Genomic DNA, 23,768 nt, shown 5'->3' with positions numbered 1-23,768 from the left:
GCGTAGCGCGGCTATGTAATAACCTATCGAATGCCCACAGGGTTCAGAACTTCCACCTCCAGGCGCTCCATTTTTGTGATGGGCACATACTGGTTATCGTGAGCCCCGGCGGGGTAGCCAATACCCTGAAAAAGAGCACCGGAAACCGGGCCGCTGTTGGCTAGCTCCTGCTGGAAAGCTGGTCCGTTTTGGTGCAGCTGCGAGGCAAAGTAGTAGAGCATCTCGAAGCCCGAAAATGCGAAAACGGACGGTGGCAGATTTTGGCGTTGCGTGTACAGCTGGCGAAAACGCCGAACCCCGAGGCTAGTTTTGTCAATAAACTTGGGCTGGACGAAATAGACGCTACGGGCATTCAACTGGCCTAGGCTCACGCGGTTATTGTCTAGCCAGGAGGCATACGTAATGAGGGCGGGGCGGCTTGCCTGAGCCTGCATAACGCCAAAGGTGTAGGGGCCTGCCTTCTTATGGTCAGATGCCACCACCAAGTGGCCTATTGACTTTAGATCAACTCCCGCAAAGCCAGCCGACAAGGACTCTTCTACATCAGAATTAATGCGGCGTAACTCTACCACTTTACCGCCCAACGCTTCGTAGGCCTGCTTATAGGCTTCACCGAAGGATGCATCATCCTTGCTGTCTTCGTAGAGCACTACGGCCGTACGTGGGCCACCAAGGCGGGCAAACGCAAACTCAGCCGCCTGCTTGGCCTGCGTTTCTGAGCTGGGCTCATACAGATAATACCACGGATTGTCCTCCACTAGGTCGCCGTCTCGCGACAGGGGATTCACGCACAAAATCTGCTTCTGCTGGGCAAACCGGGCCAGAATCTTACTACCCGACTTGTACACTGGCCCAATGAGCATGTCCATGGAGGCTACTTCAGGCAGGGCCAACACGCTCTTAAGCTGCAGGGTATCGGCGCCAGTATCGTAGGCAAAGATCTGGACCGGGCGGCCTTCCCGCTGCAGCGAGTCCTGGGCCAAGCGCATGCCAGCGTAGAGGTCTGTCACAAACTGGTTTTTGCGCTGCTTCTCCCAGCTTGGGTCGTTGAACTCAAAGGGGAGGAGCACTCCTATATTATAGGTGCTTTTCTTCTGAGCCCGGGGGCGCGGAGTGTAGCGGGTGCGGTCGAGGGAGAACTGGGCAATCAGGTCGTTGAGCTGGCCCTTATCGGCGTCTGTGTACCAACCACCATTGGCGAGCTTGTCGGCGTAGGCGCGGCCCAGAGTTGCCTCGCGGGGGTACGTTTTGAGCAGGCCCTGATAAGTGGCTTTATCCTTAATGCGCGGCAGGTAAACGGCCTTCATGTTTTCGCGCTCCGTCACTAGGCGGTCGGCGGGCAGCAGGCTCAACACCTTTAGGGCATTGTCGAAATCGTTTTGCTCAAACGATACCTGGCCCTGCAGGAATAGCGCTTCTGGTAGGCCACCCCACTGCGGATATTGGTTGCGCACGAGATTGAGCATTTGCTCGGCCTCGGCCCATTTTTTGGCGCGGCTAGCTGCTACGGCGTATAAGTAGGCTGCTTCGGGCGCCCGCTCAAACTTACTGCTGGGCACCGTCAGGGGCTCCAGCTCCTGCATGGCTAGGTCGTAGCGCTTCTGGTCTATCAGCAGCTTGCCGTTTTTGTAGCGCATGTTCGGGTCCGAAGAGCCGAGGTTGGCTGGCAAAGCCGGACCCGCAGGCCGAGCCGGAGCAGTGGTTGCTGGCTTGGGGGCGGCCGCTGTGGTAGGCTTAGCGGCCGGAGCGGCAGCAGAGGTAGTGGCTTTGGGTGTGGTGCTAGTTGCAGGCTTGCCAGTGCCCGTGGGTTTCACGGTAGGGGCCGTAGTCTTAACCGGTGTCGCGGTTTTAGCGGGTACCGTGGGTTTGCTAGACGGAGTGGGCGATGTGGTTTTGGGCGCAGCCGGCTTGGCAGCGGGCTTTGGAGTAGTTTGCTGAGCCAGCGCCGAACCCGAGAGGGCTAGGCCAGTGCACAGCGTAGCAAGTTGCAGAAGAGAGAATGACCTCATAGACCGAGGGGCCAGGGAAATTTAGGCGGGAGAAATCAACGGGCCGCATACTCGCGGGCCTTCGCGCAAAGGTACGTAGATACCGCCGGGATGGTAACGGCTAGCGAACTACTATGCCTACTCACTAGGCCAGGGCAGAGCTTTCAGAACATGAGCTGCCTCATTGCTACCAAAGCAGTGAGCCCACTAACAGTGGCCTAGCTTAGGCTTTATGGTAGCGTGGGCTTAGCCCCAGGCCAGCTTTCTGTGCTGCCATTTTAATGGAAAATTAAGTCCCATTTAATGTGGCCTTAAGCTAGGCAGTTTGATGGCGCGGTACCTTTGTACCGAAGTCTGGAAGAGACATCTGCGGCTACTACGGTCGAGATAGGGCTTCGTGCTCTTAAGGCTGTAAGTAAGACTATCACAGGGTAAAGTAATACTTCCTGAGTCAGATAACTAACCGTGCAACATGCTGAGAAACATTCATCTAAACGACCGGCTCTATCTGCGTGATCCGCAGGATACGGCACTAGGGCGTCGGCTGATTGGGGAAAGTGTGCGGCTGATTGATGAAATCGGGCTGGAGCAATTCACCTTCAAGAAGCTGGCCCAGCGCATGGAGTCTACGGAGGCCTCACTTTACCGCTACTTCGAGAACAAGCACCGGCTGCTGGTGTATCTGGTGTCGTGGTACTGGGCGTGGCTCTACTATCAGATTCGGTTCCATACCCACAACATGCCCGATCCGGCCCAGCGGCTCCGGCTGATTCTGGGCATCCTGACCCGCGCCCACCACGATGACCCCACAACCACTGGCCTAGATGAGGCCGCGCTCTACCGCATCGTGGTCAATGAGGCGTCTAAATCTTACCTCACCCGTGGGGTTGATGAAGACAACCAGGCCGGGTTGTTCCGGGAGTACAAGCAGCTGGTGGCGCACATTTCGGCGGTAGTGCGGGAAATAAATCCTGCTTATCCCTACCCGCACGCCCTGGCCAGCACCCTGCTGGAAGCCTCCCGCAAGCAGTTGTTCTTCGCTCAGCACCTGCCCTCCTTCACCGACAAGACCGGGGAGCCCACTGAACAGGTCATCTACTGCTTTCTAGAGAACCTGGTCTTCAAATCACTGGCCTAGCCAAGGCTGCACTGCCCTAGTACTTCTCCTACCCATCTCACTCTCCTCGCAACATACACCTCCGGCCATGGCCAATTCTCAGGAATCTACTCTTACCCCCGGACAGCGGCTCTTACGCCTGCTGGCTGCCGAACGGCGCGACATTACCTACCTCTACATATATGCCGCGCTGGCGGGCCTTATCAGCCTGACGCTGCCGCTGGGCGTACAGTCCGTTATTGGGTTTGTAAGCAGCGGCGATGTTAGCACGTCCCTCATTGTACTGATAGGGTTTATTGTCTTCGGAACGTTTCTGGTGGGGGCACTGCAGGTAATGCAGCTCTACTTAGTAGAGTTTATTCAGCAGCGCCTGTTTGCGCGCGTGAGTTTTGACTTTGCCGTGCGCCTGCCACGGGTCAGAACGGAGTCGCTGGATGGGCAATACCTGCCCGAGCTCATGAACCGCTTGCTCGATACGCCCACCCTGCAAAAGGGCTTAGCCACGCTGCTGGTAGAGTTTTCAGCCGCCGCCTTGCAGATTCTGTTTGGCCTGATTCTGCTGTCGTTTTACCACCCCATTTTCATTGCGTTCGGCCTGCTGCTGATAGGCCTACTGGCCCTGATGATTCGCTTTACCGGACCTAAAGGCCTCGATACCAGCCTCACCGAATCGAAGTACAAGTACCGGGTGGTGGCTTGGCTGGAAGACGTGGCCCGCACGGTGCACACATTCCGGCATTCCCCCCGTCAGGAAGTAGCCATTTCCCGCACCGATGGACTAGTGGAGGGCTACCTCGTTGCCCGCCAAGGCCATTTCAAAGTGCTCCTGACCCAGTTTTGGGGCTTCGTGGCCTTCAAAACGCTGATTACGGCCGCGCTGCTAATCATTGGCTGCTGGCTGCTGATTAGCAAGCAAATCAACATTGGTCAGTTTGTGGCCGCCGAAATCGTGATTATTCTTACCATCTCGGCCGTGGAGAAAGTACTGCTGAAGCTGGATGTGGTGTACGATGCCCTGACTTCGCTCGATAAAATTGGGCACGTGCTGGACCTGCCGATGCTGGAGCCGCACGAGGGTGTTGAGATACCCTTGGCTACGGCTGGTACTGGCCTACGAGTAGAGGTGCGCCACTTAAGCTACCAATACCCAGGCAGCGAAAAGCAGCCCGTGCAGGATGTATCGTTAGCGTTGGCGGCCGGGGAGCACCTGGGGCTGGCTGGCTCCGATGGCTCTGGCAAAACCACGTTGCTGCGTGTGCTGGCGGGTCTGCTAGAAGGCTACACTGGCGTAGTGGCCTACGATGGGCTGGCGCTACAGAACATATCCAGCAAAGCCCTCGGCCAGCACCTCGGCGACAACATCTCGCACCAGAACATCTTTGAAGGCACCCTACTGCAAAACATCACCCTCGACCAAGCCAATATCACGGCCGATGATGTGACCTGGGCCTTAGAGCTGGTTGGCCTGCGTGACGACCTCTACGGGCGCAAGCAGGGCCTCAATACGCCCCTCGGCGTGGGCTCACCGCTCTCTGACAGTATGCGCCAAAAGCTACTGCTGGCCCGGGCCCTAGTGCGGCGCCCCCGCCTGCTGCTACTTGATAACTTCCTGCCCAGCGTGGAGCCTGCTGAGCGGTTGCGCATTCTGAAGCGGATGCTGGCCCCCGAGCAACCCTGGACGGTGCTTCTCGCCTCCAACGATGTGCGCGTGCTGGCGCTCTGCCCGCGCTTAGCCCTGCTCCAGGAAGGTCGCCTGATTGCTGACGGCCCCTTCGACACCGTTTCGCAGCAGCCCGAATTGCGAGAACTGATATAGGCCTGGGCAGAAGAGCACAGGTGCAACGGAGCTACTAAACCCACGTTGCCGCCTGCCACCGCCTGACTATCACCATCGCTTCAACTCACTAATCAGCACACCTAGTACTATGCCTTTTGCTGAACGTCCCCTCGAAGAAACCAACCCGCTCACGGCCAATTTTCGGTCTTTTGGTCGGGTACAAACCCCCACGGCGGGCCGTACCCTGGCCCGCTGGCTTGGTGGCCTAGGCCTGGTAATTCTGCTGGCCGGCTTTCTACCCTGGACGCAGAACATTCGCTCCAACGGCCAGCTCACCACCCTGCGCCCCCAAGACCGCCCCCAAACCGTGCCCAGCACCATTGCCGGCCGCATTGAGCGGTGGCACGTGCGCGAAGGCCAGCAGGTGAAGAGGGGGGATACCCTGGTTTCCATTGTTGAAATCAAGGATAAGTACTTCGACCCTGAGCTGCTGCAGCGCACCAGGGAGCAGCTGGCGGCCAAAATTGCCTCGCTGGAAGAAAACCGCGGCAAGACGGTAGCCCTGGGCTCGCAGCAAGTAGCGTTGCGGAGTGGCCTACGAGTGAGCCTCGATAAAGCCCGCAACAAAGTGTCGCAGGCTCGCCTCAAGCTCAACTCTGACCAGGCCGAGCTCCGCGCCGCCGAAAACGACTTTAACATTGCGCGCCAGCAGTTGGCCCGCCAGGAAGCGCTTTATCAGCAGGGGCTCAAAAGCCTGACCGAGCTGGAACAGCGCCGGCTGAAATTTCAGGAAAGCACCGCTAAGCGGCAGTCGGCGGAAAACAAGCTGGGTGTTAGCCAGCAGGAGCTGATCAACGCCCAACTGGAGCTGTCGTCGTTGCAGGCGGAATACCAGGACAAGCTGGCTAAGTCGGAGTCAGATCGTCGTTCGGCTACCGCTTACCAATTTGATACCGAGGGGCAGATTGCCAAAATGCGCAATGAGCTGGCCAACCTGAGCATCCGCTCGGGCTACTACCAAATCACGGCCCCGCAGGATGGCTATGTTGTGCGGGCCCTGAAAGAAGGCTTGGGCGAGATTGTGAAAGAAGGCGAGCCGATTGTATCGGTAATGCCCAATGCCCCGGCGCTGGCCGCTGAGCTCTACGTCAAGCCCATGGATATACCGCTGCTGAGCGTAGGCCGCAAGGTGCGACTACAGTTTGATGGCTGGCCAGCTCTGGTATTCAGCGGGTGGCCGGGCACCAGCTTCGGTACTTTCGGGGGCCGCGTGGCAGTCATTGATAACATTGACTCGCAGGGCCAGTACCGCATTTTGGTTACCCCCGATCCCGACCTGGAGCCCTGGCCTAAGCCCTTGCGCGTAGGCTCGGGGGTGTACGGCTGGGCCCTGCTGGATAATGTACCGATTTGGTACGAACTGTGGCGGCAGCTCAATGGCTTCCCACCCAACTTTGTAGGAGCACCCGGCGAGGGCGGAAAAGGAGGCAAAACCGCTAAAAAGGCCGACAAAGGAGCTGCGGCCAGTGAGGAAGAGGAGGAGAAGAAATGAAGAAGCTCATTCTTACTTGGCTAGGCCTAGCGCTGCTTTTGGCCGAACCTGCTTCTGCCCAAACGGCAAGTGGCCCTCGCCGTATGGCTGCTCCCGCCAGCAAGGCGGTGGTGCCTGCCGCTAGGCCAGTCAATCCTGCTCCCACGCGGGTTACAACCGTGGTAGCTCAGCCAGATGGCGGAAGCGTGCGGGGGGTAGCAGCACCACCAGTGGCCGCTCCCGCCGATTCGGGGGAGGTGTTCACCCTTGCCGACCTACTCACTTACGTGGCTTTGCGCCACCCGGTAGCACGCCAGGCAGGACTGCTGCCTGAGCGCGCCCAGCAAGAGGTGCGGTATGCGCGGGGCCTCTTTGACCCCGCCGCCACCAGCAAATACTATGGTAAAACCCTGGGCGGCAAAGAGTACTTCCACGACTGGGACTCGCAGCTGCGGATTCCGGTGTGGTATGGTCTTGATGTGAAAGCCGGCTTTGAGCGCGGCACGGGTACCTATATCAACCCCGAAAACTATACGGCTCCGTACGGACTGAGCTACGTAGGCCTGTCGGTGCCGCTGGCCCAGGGCCTGCTGATTGATGAGCGCCGGGCCGCCGTGCGTCAGGCGCAAGCTCTGCAGGGGCTGGCCGAAGCGGAGCGCCGCAGTGCCCTGAACAAGCTCCTGCTGCAAGCCGCCAAAGACTACTGGGATTGGAGCCTGAACTACCAGCGCCTGCAGCTTCTAGACCGGAATACTGGCCTAGCCAATGTGCGCCTCAGTGCCATACGGCAGCGCGTACTGTTCGGCGACCTGGCTGCAATCGACTCGGTGGAGGCCCTCACGGAGTTGCAGAACCGCGAAGCTACCTTGGCGCAGGCCCGGGTGCAGTTCCGCAACGCCACGCTGCTGCTCAGCAACTACCTCTGGGACGAGCAGCAACAACCCCGCGACTTGCCCACTACGGCGCGCCCGCAGGTGCTGCCCGGCCCCACCGACTGGCGCACCCTCGCGCCCGACTCGGTGGCCGCGCTAGCCCAGTTGGCCCAGCAAATTCATCCGGAGCTGCAGAAGAACCGCGCTAAAATCAGCCAGCTGGGAGTGGAGCGGCGCCTGCTCAACAACAAGCTCCTGCCCAAGCTTACGGTAGACTATAACCTGCTGCAGGCGGGCCAGCCCTTCAACCCCGAGAAATCGGCTAGCCTGAGTGGCTCCTACCTGCAAAACAACTACAAGCTGGGCGTAAGCTTTGCCTATCCGCTGCTGCTGCGCCAGGAAAGAGCCAAGCTGCAGCTGAACCGGTTGAAGATCAGAGAGGCCGAGCTGGACCTGCAGCAAGACTCCCGCGAGGTGCAAACCACCCTGCGCACCGTGGCCAACGACTGGGAGGCCCTGCGTGAGCAGCTGGCTCTGCAGCAGCAAGTGGTACGCAACGCGGAGATCCTGCGCAACGGCGAGCAAATCCGCTTCGAAAACGGCGAAAGCTCAGTGTTCTTAATCAACTCCCGCGAAGCCAGCCTGGTGTCGGCGCGTGTGAAGCTGGCCGAGCTGCAGGCCAAGTATGCCCAAACCCAAGCCACACTGCGCTGGGCCGCTGGGGGGCCGGCGAGTGTTGAGTTATAGGCGAGCGGCAATATACCGGCACAACCTTCCGTTAGGAACGCTGGTTTAAAAATCCGAACGTACTGGTATGCTGATGTCCATCGCCAACTTATCCCTGCCACAGATTCGCCACCGCCTCAACCTCATGCTGCTGTTGGGGGCTTCGCTAACGCTGAGTGTGCTGCTGATTACGTTTCGGGTGTTTCTGGCGCATGAGGTGCTGTTTGCCTTTCTGCTCTGGAACCTGTTTCTGGCCATCATTCCGTTTGGCCTGAGCACCATGCTGGGGCTTACGGCCGGGCGGGTGAAGGCGCGGGTGCTGCTGCCCGTGGGCGCGGTGTGGCTGCTATTCTTCCCAAATGCTCCCTACATCCTCACCGACCTGTTTCATCTGGAGCCGCGGGCCGGAGCCCCGTACTGGTACGATTTGGCCCTGATTCTGAGCTGTGCCTGGAATGGACTGATGCTGGCCTATGCCTCCCTCACCGATATGCAAGCCATTGTGGCGCGACGCCTGGGGTGGGGGGCTGGTTGGGCGTTTGCTACCGTGGCGCTGCTGCTGAGCTCGTTTGGCATCTATCTGGGGCGCTACCTGCGCTTCAACAGCTGGGATATCCTTACCAACCCGCTCACGCTTTTCTACGACATCCTTAACCGGATTCTGCACCCATCTGCCCACCTGGGCACCTGGGGCGTGACGCTGCTTTACGGCGCCTTTCTGCTGCTGGGCTATGCCACCGTGCGCCTGCTGGGCCGCATGGGGGAGGAGCCGGCCTAGGCCACTCTACAGTTGAGCTAGGGGGTTATTCTTTATGGGAGCATCGTCTGATTTGCCGCGGCCTTGTACCTTAGGCCACTGATGATGCACCTAACCAGCTCCGACGCGCCTGGCATGACGTGGGAGCGGCTCCTGAGCCGCCGCCGCTACCCCGACCAGCCCCAACTACATGTGGTGACCGATGCGCCGCCCGTACGCGGGGCCTTCGTGGCCGACTATGACCGGGTGGTGTTTAGCTCCGCGTTCCGCCGAATGCAGCGCAAAACGCAGGTGATGCCCCTGCCGGAAATGGATTTCGTGCACACCCGCCTCACGCACTCCCTGGAAACGGCCTGCGTGGGCCGCTCCCTAGGCCGGCTGGGCGGTCGTCTGCTCTTAGAAGAAACCGAGGGCCTGGCTAAAACCCTTCCGCACCTCGATAGTGACTTCGGCGACATTGTGGCGGCCGCGTGCCTAGCCCATGATATTGGCAACCCACCCTTCGGCCACAGCGGCGAGGACGCTATTTCGGCATATTTCCGCAGCTCTGCCGCCGAGCCCTTCGTGCGGGTATTGAATGCCGCTCAGCGCGCCGATCTGCAACAGTTTGAGGGCAATGCCTCCGGTTTCCGGATTCTGACGCATACGTACGCGGCCCACAGCAGCGGCTCGGCAGGCCTAGGTCTCACCTACGCCACGTTGGGCGCATTTACCAAGTACCCGCGGCCATCGGTGGTAGAAGAAGCCAGCCTGACGCGCGGCACCAGCGAGAAAAAATACGGCTACTTCCAGACGGAGGCAGCCCGGTTTCAGGAAGTAGCCCGCGAGCTAGGCCTATTGCCCAAGCCGCCCGGTACTGATACGGGTGGGTTCTTTCACCGGCACCCGCTGGCATTCCTGGTAGAAGCGGCGGATGATATCTGCTTCCGCATCATTGACTTTGAAGACGGGCTGAAGCTGGGCCTGATACCATGCCAGGAGGGTTTGCAGCTCCTGCGCGACATGCTGGGCGATGCCCCCGACCGGCGCGGCTCCGTGGAGTGGCGCGACTGGCGGGAGGAGCTCGGCTACCTGCGGGCCCGCCTCATCAACCGGCTCGTGCAGCAAACTGCCCGCCTCTTCGCCGACCGCTCCGACGATCTGCTGCGCGGCCGCTCCGATGAGCCCCTGGTGCGCCAGCTCGATTGCTGGGAGCAGCTAGAACGCGTGCATCAGCTCACCCTCGACCACTTGTACCGGAGCCGCCCGGTGCTGGAAACCGAGGCCGCCGGCTTCGAAGTGCTGGCCGGTCTGCTCGATGCCCTGCTGCACGCCACCTTCGACCCCTACAGCGACCCCCGTTCCCGCAAACTGCTGCAGCTACTGCCGGAGCAGTTTCGGGCGCTAGGCCACCAGGAGGAGGTTTCTGCCTACGAGCAAATCATCCTACTCACCGACTACATCGGCGGCCTCACCGACCAGAACGCCCTCAGTCTGTTCCGCAACATTCGGGGCATTGAATTGCCAAGAGGCTATTAAGTAGTAGCTCTAAAAACAACAAAACGGGCCACTCCGAGCGGCGCGGGAAATCTGGATAGTGGCCTAGAGGCTAATTTAGATTTCTCGCGCCGCTCGGAGTGGCCCGTTTTGTTAATTGCTGAAATACTGCTGGGCAAACTTCTGCGCGTAGTCTTTCACTTGGTTGCGGACGCTGCGGAACTGGCCTAGAACCTCATCTTGAGTGCCGGTAGCTTTGGCCGGATCAGGAAAGTTGTGGTGCAGCTGTACCGCCGAGGAGGGAAACACCGGGCAGGCTTCGCGGGCGTTGTCGCAAACGGTAATGACGTAGCTAAATGGCACTTGGGCGTATTCATCTACGTGGTTGCTGGTGTGGTGCGAAATGTCAACGCCATCTTCCTGCATCACCTGAATGGCTTTAGGGTTCACACCGTGGGTTTCCACGCCGGCACTATATACCATGGCCTTGCTAGTGAGGAGCTGCTCTAAGTAGCCATGCATCAGTTGGCTGCGGCAGGAGTTGCCAGTGCACAGCACCAGCACGTTTTTTTTGTCCGACATACGTGCGAGAGAGTTAAACAGAAGCTCTGGTACAAGCCCGAAAGTGTGCGTTAGGCAACGGCCGCTGCGAATAGCATGAAAACATCAGTGGCTGGCATGCTCAGAAGCGGCTGGTGCTGCAGTAAGCTTGTTGCCCACCACGGCGCTGCGGCGTTCAAGCAGCACCGTATCGCGCCATACGCCGTGTAGCTGGCCGATTCGTTCGCGGCGGCCCACCTCCCGGAACCCGGCCTTAACGTGGATACCAAGGCTGGCGGTATTTTCAGGGAAGATGCCGGCCTGCAGGGTCCAGATGCCATTGGCTTCTGACTCCGTGATGAGGGCTGCCAGCAGTTGATGGCCTACCCCTTGCCCGCGGGCGGCGGCGCCCACATACACACTTATCTCGGCCACCCCGCCGTACACGCAGCGGCCTGATACCGGCGACAGGGCCGCCCAGCCCAGCACCAAGCCAGTGGCGTCAGCCGCAACTAAGCGGCTGTGCTGGAGGTGACCTCGGTCCCATTCATCCCAGGTGGGCGCTTCGGTAGTGAAGGTGGCATTGCCGGTAGCAATGCCTTCCTCATAAATAGCACGCACTTCAGGCCAGTGCGCAGCAAGCAAGGGTTGCAGTTCCATGAAGAAGAGGGAGGAAAATTGACGTTGACTATGGCCTACGGATACCTAAAATTAGCAGCACCCGCCGCCCGGCGTGCAGGCAGCCACTGGGGCCGTGGCTGGCGTAGCTTCTACTAGCGTAAAGGCCATGGGGGCGGTGGTTAGCATTTCGGCCGCCTCATCAGCAGTTCCAGCTTTGGCAGGAGCAATGCAGCACTGGCTGCTACCGGCCTGGTCGTACTCTTGCTGGTAGCGTGGGTCGTTGAACTCCGCGTCTTCATGGAAGTAGTACACCTCCCATTCTACCCCGTCCGGGTCATTTACCCAAAACTTGTCCTGCTTGGCGTAACAGCAGCTGGTGCCCATTTCCTCGCGGGCCACTAGGCCACTCTTGCGAGCTTGCTCCAGGCGCTGCTCCATTTCGGCCACGGTTTCAACCTGAAACCCCAAGTGGCCAAAGTTGCTGGCTACCCGCTCGGGGTTCTCCACGAAGGAGATGATGAGTGAGGGGTTATCAAGCACATACTTGGCGTACCCACGCTTAACTTTCACGGCGGGCTGGCCAAAAAAAGCCGTGTAGAAATTAACCGTAGCAGTAAGGTCAGACACGTACAGGGAAACGTGCATCCGGGGAAAAACTGGAGTTTCCATTAGGCAGTTGGCTTATGGGTGATAAGGATGAGTTAGCAGCAAGCGTCGCCAGGTGCGCACGCAGTGGAAGAGGCCTCTAGAAAGAAAGCTGTGAATTGCTGATGTACCTGCCGCAGCAGCTCGGTATTGAGGCAGTAGCAAACGGTCAGGCCGTCAATTTCTCCCCTGATCAGGTCCAGCGCCTTTAATTCTTGCAGGTGCTGCGAGACGGTAGTACGGGAGAGGGGAAGCTCAGCGGCAATGTCGCCGGAGATACACGTGGTTTTAGAGGCCAGCAGCTGAATAATAGCCACGCGAGCTGGGTGTGCTAGGGCTTTAGCCACGCGGGCTAGCTGCTGTTGCTCTTCCGTAAACGCGCTGGTTTTGGCGTAGGTCATAAAGCTCTATGAAGTATGTCGTAAATATGCGTCATATTGTTTCGCTTGTATACTACGCAGGTATTTATCTAGTCATGTCAACTGAAAACTTCCCTGCAGGCTCTGCAAAGACACCGCTTCGCAGAGGCTGCAGGGAAGTGCCTCTTAGAACTCGTAACAGGTTACTTATGGCTTCACCGCTGCATCTACCAGATGCACCACGCCATTTGTGGCTAGTATATCAAGGTCGGTAATGCGTGGCTGTTGATCTTCAGGAACACTAGTAAACTGCGCGTAAGTAGCAACATGGAGGTTATGCGTCGGAGGGATAGTAGCAAGCGAAATACTGCCCTTGAAGGTGAGTGACTGAGGCCAAGAAGTGCCAGCCAGGGTGGGAAAAGGTTTGTCGGCTCCTAGCATGCCAAACGAGGTGAGGTGCTGGGGGAGCACATGCAATTGTACTAGAGCCAGGAGCTGAGCGTCCGGAACTTGTGCTAGATCGGTCCAGGTTGGGTTAAGGAAGCGCAGGGTTTGCAGTAGGCCAGCATCAGTGGGGAGCAACACAGTGTATTGGAGACTGGCATCGGCCAGTTGCGTGCGTAGGCCACTAGCAGCCGGGCGCTGCAAAGCCTGCCAAAATAGGGTATAGCCGGAACTAGGTTGGGCCGCCTTATTTTGCAAAAAGTCAGCTACCGTCAGGGTAGGAGGGCGCAACACATGGTTTATAGAGTACACTACTCCGCCGTCAGTGCTTTCGCCTGGGCTAATTGTTTGGGCGGTGAGGTAGCCATTGATATAGTAGCGCGTATCCCAAGACTCTATGTAAAGCTGAGTGGTGTTGCGGCCTCTAGCAGCAGCCAAGGTTGTGAAGGGTTTGTCTTCAAATACTTTCAGGCTGCTCAGTAATTGGTCGGGAAGCATGTGGTATAACAACAGTTCGCGCAGCTCGGCAACCTGGTGGGCGTCCGTAAGAGCCTCAATACTGGGAGCCGACGTGTAGGGAGTACCCTGCAACTCGGCGAATGCTGCGTTAGTGGGCGCTAGCAGAGTCAGTGGCTTCGCACTGCGCAGGGCAGGCAGCAAGTCAGTTTTGGTGAGGGCCGCTACCAAGGTGGTGTAGTCGGCCTGCTCGCGCAAAACCTTTTCTAGGCCAGGGGTAGGTTCGGGAGTATCCGCAGGTTCTTTAGAGCAGGCAGTTAGGAAGGCTAGGCCAGTCAGCCAGAGTAAGAACAAGCCAGGAACGCGGTGGAGTAGTGGCATAACCAAGGAGAAAAATACTGGTGTTGAAGACTCTGCAAAGGTGTTCCTCCCACGAGCTGGCCGCAATCCTCAAAAACCAGTAATTCTGCGTCCTATAAATCCTGTAGGCCTGTTGGTGCAAGCTGAAATACTACGTCCGGCTTGAAGCCCTGGAATGCCGTAGGTATGGTATTGCTAGGTGTTTCAGCCCTGATCCAGTAGCTTTCGCCGTTGCCTTGTCGTTGCAGGGCCCACATTGTTCACCTCCTGTCTGGCGTTGCCAGCCTCTTCCACGCTTCATGATTACACGCTGTTGCAAGCTTATGCGGGCCCAGGTTACCCCACTTTTCCTTCTGCTCATGCTATTGACCAGCCGGCTGACAGTGGCGCAAGTCCGCCAGGAGTACGTGCTGGACACCGATTGGCGATTCATGAAGGGCGATGTGCCCGATGCCGCTAAGCCAAACTTCAAAGATGCCGGGTGGCAGAAGGTTACCATCCCTCACGACTGGGCCATTTACGGGCCATTTGATGGGAATAATGATCTGCAGGCCGTCAAGATTGAGCAAAACAATGAGCAGAAGGCTACCCTGAAGGCTGGGCGCACGGGCGGGCTTCCCTTCATTGGCACTGGCTGGTACCGGCGCACCTTATCTGTGCCGGGGTTTGGGGCTGGCAAGCGGGCCGTGCTACTCTTTGACGGGGCAATGAGCAATGCGCACGTTTTCGTGAACGGCCGCGAAGTAGGCTCGTGGCCTTATGGCTACAATTCGTTTTCCTTTGATATTACTTCCTTTCTGCAGGCCGGCGGTAATAATACGCTGGCCGTGCGCCTGCAAAATCAGGCTGAGTCGTCGCGCTGGTATCCTGGGGCGGGCCTCTACCGCAACGTGCATCTGATTGTGACCAACGACGTGCATATACCGGTGTGGGGAACGTACCTCACCACGCCCGAAATCAACACGGAGTACGCTAAAGTGCGATTAAAAACCAAGGTCGAAGCGGCAACCGCTGCCACCGCCCCGCTACGACTTCAGACGGAAATACACGATGCCGCCGGACAGGTGGTTGCTACCGTAACTACACCATTGGCTGCTACCGGTGGGCAAGAGTTTGAGCAAAACCTGGTGGTGAAAGCACCGAAGCTGTGGTCGCCAGAAACGCCGGTGCTGTACACCGCCTACTCCAAGCTGTATGCCGGGGAGGAGCTGCGCGATGAGTACAGCACCCGCTTCGGCATCCGTTCCTTCCGGTTCGATGCCACCAAAGGCTTCTCCCTGAATGGGCAGCTACGCAAGTTTAAAGGGGTATGTAACCACCACGATTTAGGGCCTTTGGGGGCGGCTATCAACGTGGCGGCCCTCCGCCGGCAGCTCACGCTTCTGAAGGAAATGGGCTGTGATGCTATCCGGACTACCCACAACATGCCCGCGCCGGAGCTGGTAAGCCTGTGCGATGAAATGGGCTTTATGCTGATGGTAGAGTCGTTTGACGAGTGGAAGACACCCAAGGTGAAAAACGGGTACAGCCAGTACTTTGATCAGTGGGCTGAAAAAGACTTGGTGAATATGGTGCAGCGAGACCGAAATCATCCATCGGTTATTATGTGGAGCATTGGTAATGAGGTGCCCGACCAGAGTATGCCCGGTGGCAACAAACTGGCCAAGCAACTGCAGGACATCGTGCACCGCGAAGACCCTTCGCGTCCCGTAACCGCCGGCATGGACCGCATCGACGATGCCATTAAGAACAACTTTGCCTCGGTGCTGGATATTCCCGGGTTCAACTACAAGCCCCACCGCTACCCAGAGGCGCACAGCAAGCTACCCCAAGGCTTTCTGCTGGGCTCCGAAACGGCTTCTACCGTCAGCTCACGAGGGGTATATAAGTTTCCGGTAGTTGTAGCCAAAGACAAGAAGTACAGCGATAATCAGTCGTCGTCCTATGATCTGGAAGCTTGCAACTGGTCGCAAACGCCCGACGAGGAGTTTGTAGTGCAGGACGACCTGCCGTACGTGTTGGGTGAGTTTGTGTGGACAGGCTTCGACTACCTGGGCGAGCCCACGCCCTACGACGAGAAGTGGCCTTCGCACAGTTCGTACTTCGGTATTATGGATCTGGCAACCATGCCCAAAGATCGGTTCTACCTGTACCGTGCACGCTGGAACACCGCTTCGCCCACGCTTCACCTGTTGCCTCACTGGACTTGGCCCGGACGTGAAGGGCAGACTACGCCGGTATTCTGCTACACCAGCTACCCCTCCGCCGAGCTATTTGTGAATGGGAAGAGCCAAGGCCGTCAAACCAAGTCAACGACTGGCACCCCCCAGGCGCGTTACCGCCTGATGTGGAATGAGGTGAAATATGAGCCCGGCAGCATTAAAGTAGTGGCCTACGATGCGCAGGGCAAGGCAGTGGCAGAAGAGGAAGTAAAAACCGCCGGCAAGCCCCACCACATTAAGCTCGTAGCCGACCGCACAAACCTGACCGCCGACGGACACGACCTGGCCTATGTAACGGCCCGCGTAGAGGATGCACAGGGAAACCTTTGCCCGGAGGCCTCCAACCAGCTGCAGTTTTCTGTAAGCGGCGCTGGCCGATTCCGGGCCGCCGCCAACGGCAACGCAGCTAGCCTGGAGCTATTCCATGAGCCCCGAATGCAGGCATTTCAAGGGCAGGTTGTAGCGTTGGTGCAAGCCACCAACCAAGCTGGCCCAGTGCAATTGAAGGTGGCGGGCAAGGGCTTAAAGAGTGCCGTTATCAGTCTCAAGACGGAGCAACCTGCCAAACAGAAGTAGCATCACTAACCTCTTGCTGCAAGGCCATTCTGCCTGCAGTATAAATCACTAGGCAATACCAGCCGGCAGGGATAGTGAATTGGTAAGGACTGTACTTAGCGGCGTATCAAAAGCCTCTATGGCGCAAGACCCACTCTGAAGGGGCTTGCGCCATAGAGGCTTTTTTGTGAATGCTGATGGTGGCCTAGGCCGAGCAGGTAAGCTACTAAAAGGTTCTGCTGAGCTTACTGATAGGTTGTTCAATTATGGTTAGCAAGGGCGCCCCAAGAGGCAAATTTCTAGCACTGCTGACCACGCTTATAAAGCAGAGCGCTCTTGGCTGTAATGAAGGTTAAGAAGTTGTCGGACCTTCTCGTTGGTGAGGGGCTTATTCAGAAAGGCCGTGATGGGTAGTTCTTGGGCGCGCTGCACATCCTGCGGATGTAGTGATGTGGACAGCATTACCACCAGAATATTTCGTTGCTGCGTGTCTGGTAACTGTTTGTAGGCCTCTAAAAAGGAAAAGCCGTCCATGATGGGCATTTTCATATCCAACAGCACCAACACCGGGCAATCAGCCGTAGGGTTGTGACAGTGCTTGTTGAGCAGAGTCAAGGCCTCTTGGCCGTTGTGCGCTACCAGCAGCTGTTCAGCAACATCTAGCTTTTCAAGTAACCGCTGATTGAGGTAGTTGGTAGTACGGTCATCATCTACTAATAATATACAAGGGAGCTTTTGCATAGAGAGGCACTAGGATGGGGGAATAAGCTGAAAGTATGAAGATTACATAGGCTACGCTGAAAGAGTAAGGAGTAGTTGATTTTGCACAAATATTGTTTAGAAGACAGATTTACAACCAGCTGTTTACATGGCAGTAGTTACACTGAAGTAATTGGTGTATCAAGACCAAAGCAAGCTCAAGCTACTTACCTTATAAGCATAACGGACTTAAACGCGTTTTAACATCTGCTACTCTAAAATTGGTGGCCTAGAGTCACAGAGAGAAGCAGGAGGAGTGGTATAGGACCTAGCAATAGTTTCGGTCAAAGCCACACACCTAGTACTATTTAGTATTGTATAGTAGAAGGAGCTACAGAATGTGGGAAGTTAGAAAGAGAAGGGTGATTTTATGTTTAAGAACACGCGGTGTCTACTCTAAAACTCAGACTTAAACCGCAAAAGCACTTGTAATAATTTGTTGGTTATATGTTGCGTTTTTATTAACCTTACTCAGCTAACAAGCTAGTTGCTGAACAATTAAGGCACTCATTTCCCCCAGAAAGTGCGCTAGCGGCCGAAAAAGCCCGTTTTTCATTAACTCAAATTTTTTTGATCCTCCACACAATCGTTTGTGCATTTGACTGATCACACAATCGTTTGTGTTAATTCACCTCAATTCCCACAATTTTTTCATGAGAAAGCCCATACCCAAAATGCGCCGGATGACCCTGCCGGCCCTCATGTGCTGCCTGCCTCTCCAGTCTGTATTGGCAGAGGCTACCCCCGCACCACGCGCTGCTTCACTCCTTGAAGTTGCCCAGCCCGATATCACAGTTTCTGGCAGAGTGGTAGATGAAAAAGGCGCTGGCCTACCCGGCGTAAACGTAGTAGTAAAAGGCTCTACTACAGGTACCCAAACGGATATTGAAGGTCGCTACACTCTAACGGCGCCCGATAACGGTACCATCGTCTTCTCCTTTGTAGGATACACCTCGCAGGACGTACCCGTAAGCGGCCGTACTTCGGTGAATATTAGCTTGGTGCCCGACAACCGTTCACTATCTGAAGTAGTGGTAGTCGGTTATCTAGCCCAGGACCGCCAGAACCTGAGCAGTTCAGTAAGTAGCTTAGATGTACGCGAAGCTAATAAGACGCCCGTACCCACGTTGGCCCAAGCTATTCAGGGTCGCACACCTGGTGTGCAAGTTGAAGGTTCAGGCGCTCCAGGCGCTGTGCCAAATATTGTTATCCGTGGCATCGGAAGTTTTTCTAACGGCAGCAATCCGTTATATGTGATTGATGGACTATGGACGGACAACATCCGAGACCTCAGCCCAAACGATATTGAATCGACGACGGTACTGAAAGACGCTTCTTCTACGGCGGTGTACGGCTCGCGGGGCGCCAATGGGGTTATCGTAATTACTACTAAACGTGGAGTATCTGGCACGCCCAAGGTGAGCTTCAACGGATATGTCGGGACGGAAAGCATTTACCGGAGCTACGACATGGTGAACCACAGTGAGTGGGCTGACCGTAGCGCTCTGGCTTATGCCAATGCAGGTTTGCCACCATTGCCCGGTGCCAACAAAGCCGGAGGTACATTCACCAATGCTATTGATACGGACTGGCAGAAAGAGTTCTTCCAGACTGGTCGTGTACAAGACTATAACCTCTCCTTTTCGGGCGGCAATCAGGGTGACAAGAGTGCCAGCAACTTCTTGATTTCGGCTGGTTACTTTAATCAAGAGGGTATAGTGAAAGGGCCGTCTTTTGAGCGTTATAGTCTGCGCCTAAATTCGGGACTGACGCGTGGCCGGCTTAAATTAAGCCAAAGCGCTCTGCTAACCCACGTCAATACCACACTGCTTAACAACGTAGCCTTCGTGGACGTGCTGACCATGCTACCGGGCATACCTGTGCGCGACCCTTCTACTACAAGTGGCTATGGTTATGGTAACGCGGCGCTATTCAACTATTCGGTCAACCCTATTGCGGCTCAGGAAATTCTGACCCGTACCCAGCGCAACGAGCGTCTGCAAGCCAGCGCCAATGCCGAATTCAGCTTCACGGATTTCCTCTCGTACCGGTTAAACTTAGGTTTGGAGGGGCATCTGTACTTCGACAAAGATGCGCGCAAAGAAGGCCGAATTCGTCTAGGTGACCCTGATATAGACCAGACTTACCTAAATGAAAACCGGGGCTTCCAAAGCACACTGCTTGTGGAAAATACCCTCAATTTCAATAAGCGTTTTGGCGAGCATGGCATAAATGCCATACTGGGCTACTCTGAGCAGGCTTACCGCGGCGATAACACCTCAGCCCGCTCCACAGGCTTCCAGTCAGTACCTCAGTACTATTTTGTGCAGAGCGCTAGCACTAATGCCACACCAACCGTAGGTGGGGGCGAAGACGAGTGGGCAAAGCGCTCCTACTTCGCGCAGGCCAACTACGATTTTAAAAACCGTTACCTGATTACGGGAAGCTTCCGTCGCGACGGCTCGTCGCGTTTTGACCGGACCCGCCAGTACGGCAACTTTGGTGCGGCTTCGGTAGGCTGGCGGCTAAGCGAGGAGGAGTTCTTCAAGAGCGCCTTGCCTTTCGTGAACAATATGAAGCTACGGGCCAGCTACGGCGTGAATGGCAATGACAACTTGCCCGGCTCATACCTCTACCAGGCTACTGTAAACCAGAACGTGAACTACGTTTTTGGTACGGGGCAGGTAGTAACCAACGGTGCCATCCAGATTGGTGTGGAAAGCAAGGACATTCGTTGGGAATCACGCTACACCAAGAACGTTGGCTTTGACTTGGACGTGCTCGACAGCCGCGTGAGCCTGTCAGCTGACTACTACATCTCGACTACCAAAAACGCGCTGGTTAATCCGCCGCTGCCCACGTATTTGGGTATTTTCGATACTGCCCCCTTCACCAACCTGGGCGAAATCCAGAACAAGGGATTCGAGTTTGCGCTGGGCTATCACGAAAACCGCAAGGCCTTTACTTACGGTGCCGACCTGACGCTGACCACCATTAAAAATGAGGTGCTTGCCCTGTCAGAGCTGCAGCCCAATATTCCTGGTGCCCTGAACGTGACTCGCACCACAGTAGGTCAGCCTATCAGTCGCCTGTTTCTGATCCCGATGCTAGGCATTTTCCAGTCACAGGAAGAAATCGACAACTATAAAAATGCGGCTGGCCGGGTAATTCAGCCTACTGCCAAGCCTGGCGACGTTAAATACGAAGACGTAGATGGCGACGGCATCATCAATACCGACAAGGACCGCCGCTTTGTTGGCAACCCGTTCCCCAAGCTCCAGTTCGGCCTGAACCTGACCGCAGCCTACAAGGGCTTCGACGCAAGTATCTTCTTTCAAGGCGTGAGTGGCAATGACGTTTTTAACTCGACGCGGGCTTCGCTTGACCAACTAGACGGCCAAACCAATTTCCTTAGCGATGTAGAGCCCTGGACTGAGCAAAACCACTCGAACACTACTCCCCGGTTGGTGAACGGCGGTAACAACGGCCAGAACACCCTGCGCCAAACCACCCGCTGGGTAGAGGATGGCAGCTACGTACGTCTGCGCAACATTCAACTTGGTTATACCCTGCCTAAAACGGTAAGCAGCCTCGTGCCAGGCTTAGGCAGTGTGCGGGTGTACGTAACGGGCCGCAATGTCTTCACGCTGACTAACTACACGGGCTTCGACCCCGAGACGCCAGGCATTGGTGCCTTTGGCCGCGGCGTGGATGACGGCAGCTACCCCAACGTGCGTTCTTACACCGGCGGTTTGCAGGTGAATTTCTAACTCTTCTTGACGCCGCCGGGCCCCAGGGCTGCGGTGGTTCAGTTCCCACTCTTCGCATTCTTCGTATGAAACCCCATAAAATTTCCACCTTGTTGCTGGCGGGCGGCCTGTTGCTCGGCGCGACTGGCTGCGAGAACGGCCTCCTCGATAAGGTAAACCCTAACCGACCGAATACGGACCAGTTTTGGAAAACCGAGAACGATGCTGTGCGAGCCGTAACCGGCATGTACGGCGGGCTACAGGTCATTGGCACGTACGGGCAGCGCTGGCACTTCGCTACTGTGCCGCGCTCCGATGAAGCCTTCAGCCAAAGTCCTTACGTGGAGTTGGCTCAGTACACCCGCTTTATCCAGCCTAACACCACATTCGAGTACACCTACTTTATGTGGATTGACATGTACCGGGCAATTTTCCGTTGCAATCAGGTGCTGGAACGCGTGCCGGCCATTCCTATGGACGAGACGCTAAAAAAGCGTCTGTTGGCCGAAGCCCTTTTTGTGCGAGCCCTGTGCTACTACGACATGTCAATGACGTTCGGCAACGTGCCCCTGAACCTGACGGTAGCCGATGCCACTACTCGCGTTCAGCAAGGCACCGTGGAGTCAGTGCAGGCCCAAGTAATTACAGACTTGTTAGCTGCGAAGCCCGACCTGCCTCTGTCGTACGGTGCTAATGACAAAGGCCATGCTACCCGTGGGGCCGCCGCCGGCCTACTAGGCCGCGTGTACATGCAGCAGCGCAGATGGGCCGAGGCATCGGCACAATTTGCAGAGATAATCAGCTCGGGCCAGTATTCACTGGTTCCTAACTACCTCGATAACTTCACGATGGCCAACGAGAACAACAGCGAATCATTGTTCGAAGTCCAGTTCTCGGATGTATCTACCACACCTGGTCAAGACTTTGCTGGCGCTGGCGAAGGTAATGAGCGGGCTCAGTTCTTCGGCCCCCCCGGCATCGGCTACGCCGATGTAGAAGCGCGGCGCTGGATTTTTGACGAATTCACGGACAAAACCACAACCGGAGCTGTTGACCCCCGGCGGGAGGTTACCTTATTTAGTGCTGTGGGTACACCCACAGTGTACGCTCGTCCTTTTGGGACCGGGCCGAACGGTCTGAATCTGAACCCCTCCCGCTTCTTCTGGCGCAAGTATCAGAATGACCGTACAAAAACAACAGAAAACTTCTTTTCTGGTATCAATATCCGTTTACTCCGCTATGCCGACATTCTGCTGATGCAGGCAGAAGCCCTCAATGAACTGAAGCGCCCTGCTGAAGCCGCCCCGCTGGTAAACCAGGTGCGCGCCAGAGTTGGCCTAACGCCCATTGCCACTACGCTAACAGAATCTCAGATGCGTACTCAGATTCGCCATGAGCGGGTAACGGAACTGTCAGGTGAAGGCATGCGCTGGTACGATATCAACCGCTATGGATTGCTCGATAACCAAGCTGGCATAGATGAGTTAAAAACCCGTGATGCTGACTTCAATAGCTTCGTGCTGGGCAAATCTAAGCTGTTGCCTATTCCACAGACTGACATTGATATTGACCGTAGCATCAAGCAAAATCCAGGTTACTAAGTCATAACGAAATGATGGAAACAGCCGCTCCGGGCACCGTTCTGGAGCGGCTGTTTTGCTTCCAATGCAGGCACCAGCCATCACTCTCTAGATACCCTATTATGAGAAGAGCTTCGTGTTTGGCGTATGGCCTACTGGGGTGGTTGCTAGTGGCTGGTACAGCGTGTCAGAAAAGTAAGCCCGCACCATTTGTTCCCCCGGTAGTTACGCCACCTGCTACAAGTACCACTTTCGTAAATCCACTTCTAGCTTCTGGCCCTGACCCATGGGTATACCAGAAAGATGGTTTTTACTACTACATGCATACCCTGAATGATAGACTAGCTATCTGGAAAACGGCAGCTATGTCTAGCCTGGGCAGTACAGTCAGCAAAACAGTATGGTCTCCTCCTGGTAGCGGAAATGCTTCTGGCAACTTATGGGCACCTGAACTCTACTTTCTGGATGGGAAATGGTATATCTATTACTCCGCTGGGCCTGCGGGAACTGATTTAGGTCGGCAGCGAACCTGGGTATTGGAGAATTCTGCTGCTGACCCAACTACCGGAACCTGGGTTGACAAGGGCCGAATCTTTAGCTCGCCCGAAGACTTTTGGGCTATTGATGGTACTGTGCTAGAGCAGAATGGTAAACGCTACTTTATCTGGTCTGGGCATAACGGCATAGATGCTATTCAGCGCATTTATATTTCCCAAATGAGCAACCCCTGGACACTGGTAGGGCCGCGGGTTGAACTCTCACACCCCGAGTACGCATGGGAAAACGTGGGGCCACCTTACGTGAACGAAGGGCCAGAAATTCTGAAACACGGCAACAAAACCTTCCTAGTGTATTCAGCCAGCTTTTGCGGTACCGATCAGTACACTCTAGGCCTGCTCACCGCTGATGCAACTGCCGACCCTATGCTGCTGGCATCTTGGAAAAAATCAGACAAGCCTATCTTTTCGCAGAACCCGGGCAACCGGGCTTATGCAACCGGTCATAATTCCTTCTTCAAATCCAAGGATGGACAAGAGGATTGGATTATCTACCATGCCAACTCAAACCCTAATGAGGGGTGCGTAGAGAAGCGTAACCCGCGCATGCAGAAGTTTACGTGGAATACCGATGGTACGCCCAATTTCGGGATACCAGTTGCTATTAGTACGCCGCTTGCCAAGCCAAGCGGAGAGTAGCGTCAATCAACCCAAAGATCTAGAGCTTTTCCTGTCAA

General features: G+C 56.2%; 17 protein-coding genes. 10 read left to right on the top strand and 7 right to left on the bottom strand.

Annotated features, from left to right (window positions below; genetic code table 11):
• Positions 1-23: 23 nt before the first annotated feature.
• On the bottom strand, positions 24-2,009 hold the full coding sequence (locus EU557_RS00510; RefSeq protein WP_135528470.1) for an ABC transporter substrate-binding protein: 1,986 nt from the start codon (positions 2,007-2,009) through the stop codon (positions 24-26).
• A gap of 451 nt (positions 2,010-2,460) precedes the next feature.
• Between EU557_RS00510 and EU557_RS00505 the strand changes: the two genes are divergently transcribed.
• The 6 genes from EU557_RS00505 to dgt all read left to right on the top strand — a co-directional run bounded on the left by EU557_RS00505 (position 2,461) and on the right by dgt (position 10,286).
• A complete protein-coding gene (locus EU557_RS00505; protein ID WP_135528469.1) occupies positions 2,461-3,126 on the top strand; it encodes a TetR/AcrR family transcriptional regulator in 666 nt (221 codons plus the stop codon).
• Between the two features lie 67 nt (positions 3,127-3,193).
• A complete protein-coding gene (locus EU557_RS00500) occupies positions 3,194-4,921 on the top strand; it encodes a peptidase domain-containing ABC transporter (RefSeq protein WP_135528468.1) in 1,728 nt (575 codons plus the stop codon).
• A 109-nt stretch (positions 4,922-5,030) separates the two neighbouring features.
• Positions 5,031-6,434, top strand: coding sequence for an HlyD family secretion protein (locus tag EU557_RS00495; protein WP_135528467.1), 1,404 nt, complete (start codon positions 5,031-5,033; stop codon positions 6,432-6,434).
• Positions 6,431-8,032 (top strand): TolC family protein, encoded by a 1,602-nt coding sequence (locus tag EU557_RS00490; protein WP_135528466.1) that lies wholly within the window; start codon positions 6,431-6,433, stop codon positions 8,030-8,032. Before EU557_RS00495 ends, EU557_RS00490 begins: the two co-directional genes overlap by 4 nt.
• 67 nt (positions 8,033-8,099) lie before the next feature.
• Positions 8,100-8,789 carry a DUF1361 domain-containing protein gene (locus tag EU557_RS00485; protein WP_135528465.1) on the top strand — a complete coding sequence of 230 codons (690 nt, stop codon included), beginning with the start codon at positions 8,100-8,102 and terminating at the stop codon, positions 8,787-8,789.
• A gap of 81 nt (positions 8,790-8,870) precedes the next feature.
• Positions 8,871-10,286 (top strand): dGTP triphosphohydrolase, encoded by a 1,416-nt coding sequence (gene dgt / locus EU557_RS00480; RefSeq protein WP_135528464.1) that lies wholly within the window; start codon positions 8,871-8,873, stop codon positions 10,284-10,286.
• Between the two features lie 111 nt (positions 10,287-10,397).
• Here the strand turns inward: dgt and EU557_RS00475 are convergent, their stop codons facing one another.
• From EU557_RS00475 to EU557_RS00455, 5 genes are all read right to left on the bottom strand, one after another.
• Positions 10,398-10,826 (bottom strand): arsenate reductase ArsC, encoded by a 429-nt coding sequence (locus tag EU557_RS00475; RefSeq protein ID WP_135528463.1) that lies wholly within the window; start codon positions 10,824-10,826, stop codon positions 10,398-10,400.
• 84 nt (positions 10,827-10,910) lie between these two features.
• On the bottom strand, positions 10,911-11,444 hold the full coding sequence (locus tag EU557_RS00470; RefSeq protein ID WP_135528462.1) for a GNAT family N-acetyltransferase: 534 nt from the start codon (positions 11,442-11,444) through the stop codon (positions 10,911-10,913).
• 51 nt (positions 11,445-11,495) lie between these two features.
• On the bottom strand, positions 11,496-12,074 hold the full coding sequence (locus tag EU557_RS00465; protein WP_135528461.1) for an ArsI/CadI family heavy metal resistance metalloenzyme: 579 nt from the start codon (positions 12,072-12,074) through the stop codon (positions 11,496-11,498).
• 32 nt (positions 12,075-12,106) lie between these two features.
• Positions 12,107-12,451 (bottom strand): ArsR/SmtB family transcription factor, encoded by a 345-nt coding sequence (locus EU557_RS00460; RefSeq protein ID WP_135528460.1) that lies wholly within the window; start codon positions 12,449-12,451, stop codon positions 12,107-12,109.
• Between the two features lie 165 nt (positions 12,452-12,616).
• Positions 12,617-13,690 (bottom strand): fasciclin domain-containing protein, encoded by a 1,074-nt coding sequence (locus tag EU557_RS00455; RefSeq protein WP_135528459.1) that lies wholly within the window; start codon positions 13,688-13,690, stop codon positions 12,617-12,619.
• Positions 13,691-14,028: 338 nt separating this feature from the next.
• Between EU557_RS00455 and galB the strand changes: the two genes are divergently transcribed.
• The gene (gene galB, locus EU557_RS00450) at positions 14,029-16,467 is read left to right on the top strand and encodes a beta-galactosidase GalB (RefSeq protein WP_245326132.1); all 2,439 of its coding nucleotides are present in this window, start codon (positions 14,029-14,031) and stop codon (positions 16,465-16,467) included.
• 297 nt (positions 16,468-16,764) lie between these two features.
• Here the strand turns inward: galB and EU557_RS00445 are convergent, their stop codons facing one another.
• A complete protein-coding gene (locus tag EU557_RS00445) occupies positions 16,765-17,187 on the bottom strand; it encodes a response regulator (RefSeq protein ID WP_135528458.1) in 423 nt (140 codons plus the stop codon).
• Positions 17,188-17,858: 671 nt separating this feature from the next.
• Here EU557_RS00445 and EU557_RS00440 point away from each other — a divergent pair.
• The 3 genes from EU557_RS00440 (at position 17,859) to EU557_RS00430 (ending at position 23,730) form a co-directional block, all read left to right on the top strand.
• A complete protein-coding gene (locus tag EU557_RS00440; RefSeq protein WP_135528457.1) occupies positions 17,859-20,975 on the top strand; it encodes a SusC/RagA family TonB-linked outer membrane protein in 3,117 nt (1,038 codons plus the stop codon).
• A gap of 65 nt (positions 20,976-21,040) precedes the next feature.
• Positions 21,041-22,555, top strand: coding sequence for a RagB/SusD family nutrient uptake outer membrane protein (locus EU557_RS00435; protein ID WP_135528456.1), 1,515 nt, complete (start codon positions 21,041-21,043; stop codon positions 22,553-22,555).
• A gap of 11 nt (positions 22,556-22,566) precedes the next feature.
• Positions 22,567-23,730, top strand: a complete 1,164-nt coding sequence (locus EU557_RS00430; protein ID WP_342588208.1) for a glycoside hydrolase family 43 protein — start codon at positions 22,567-22,569, stop codon at positions 23,728-23,730.
• Positions 23,731-23,768: the final 38 nt, after the last annotated feature.

Source organism: Hymenobacter wooponensis (assembly GCF_004745865.1).
Lineage (GTDB): Bacteria > Bacteroidota > Bacteroidia > Cytophagales > Hymenobacteraceae > Hymenobacter > Hymenobacter wooponensis.
The sequence above is the reverse complement of the archived record's forward strand: the minus strand, read 5'-3'. Positions and strand labels throughout refer to the sequence as shown.

Excerpts from the sequence above, each read along its gene's own strand:
- EU557_RS00510 (WP_135528470.1), bottom strand. The coding sequence starts at position 2,009 with ATGAGGTCATTCTCTCTTCTGCAACTTGCTACGCTGTGCACTGGCCTA.
- EU557_RS00505 (WP_135528469.1), top strand. The coding sequence starts at position 2,461 with ATGCTGAGAAACATTCATCTAAACGACCGGCTCTATCTGCGTGATCCG.
- EU557_RS00500 (WP_135528468.1), top strand. The coding sequence starts at position 3,194 with ATGGCCAATTCTCAGGAATCTACTCTTACCCCCGGACAGCGGCTCTTA.
- EU557_RS00495 (WP_135528467.1), top strand. The coding sequence starts at position 5,031 with ATGCCTTTTGCTGAACGTCCCCTCGAAGAAACCAACCCGCTCACGGCC.
- EU557_RS00490 (WP_135528466.1), top strand. The coding sequence starts at position 6,431 with ATGAAGAAGCTCATTCTTACTTGGCTAGGCCTAGCGCTGCTTTTGGCC.
- EU557_RS00485 (WP_135528465.1), top strand. The coding sequence starts at position 8,100 with ATGCTGATGTCCATCGCCAACTTATCCCTGCCACAGATTCGCCACCGC.
- dgt (WP_135528464.1), top strand. The coding sequence starts at position 8,871 with ATGATGCACCTAACCAGCTCCGACGCGCCTGGCATGACGTGGGAGCGG.
- EU557_RS00475 (WP_135528463.1), bottom strand. The coding sequence starts at position 10,826 with ATGTCGGACAAAAAAAACGTGCTGGTGCTGTGCACTGGCAACTCCTGC.
- EU557_RS00470 (WP_135528462.1), bottom strand. The coding sequence starts at position 11,444 with ATGGAACTGCAACCCTTGCTTGCTGCGCACTGGCCTGAAGTGCGTGCT.
- EU557_RS00465 (WP_135528461.1), bottom strand. The coding sequence starts at position 12,074 with ATGGAAACTCCAGTTTTTCCCCGGATGCACGTTTCCCTGTACGTGTCT.
- EU557_RS00460 (WP_135528460.1), bottom strand. The coding sequence starts at position 12,451 with ATGACCTACGCCAAAACCAGCGCGTTTACGGAAGAGCAACAGCAGCTA.
- EU557_RS00455 (WP_135528459.1), bottom strand. The coding sequence starts at position 13,690 with ATGCCACTACTCCACCGCGTTCCTGGCTTGTTCTTACTCTGGCTGACT.
- galB (WP_245326132.1), top strand. The coding sequence starts at position 14,029 with ATGCTATTGACCAGCCGGCTGACAGTGGCGCAAGTCCGCCAGGAGTAC.
- EU557_RS00445 (WP_135528458.1), bottom strand. The coding sequence starts at position 17,187 with ATGCAAAAGCTCCCTTGTATATTATTAGTAGATGATGACCGTACTACC.
- EU557_RS00440 (WP_135528457.1), top strand. The coding sequence starts at position 17,859 with ATGAGAAAGCCCATACCCAAAATGCGCCGGATGACCCTGCCGGCCCTC.
- EU557_RS00435 (WP_135528456.1), top strand. The coding sequence starts at position 21,041 with ATGAAACCCCATAAAATTTCCACCTTGTTGCTGGCGGGCGGCCTGTTG.
- EU557_RS00430 (WP_342588208.1), top strand. The coding sequence starts at position 22,567 with ATGATGGAAACAGCCGCTCCGGGCACCGTTCTGGAGCGGCTGTTTTGC.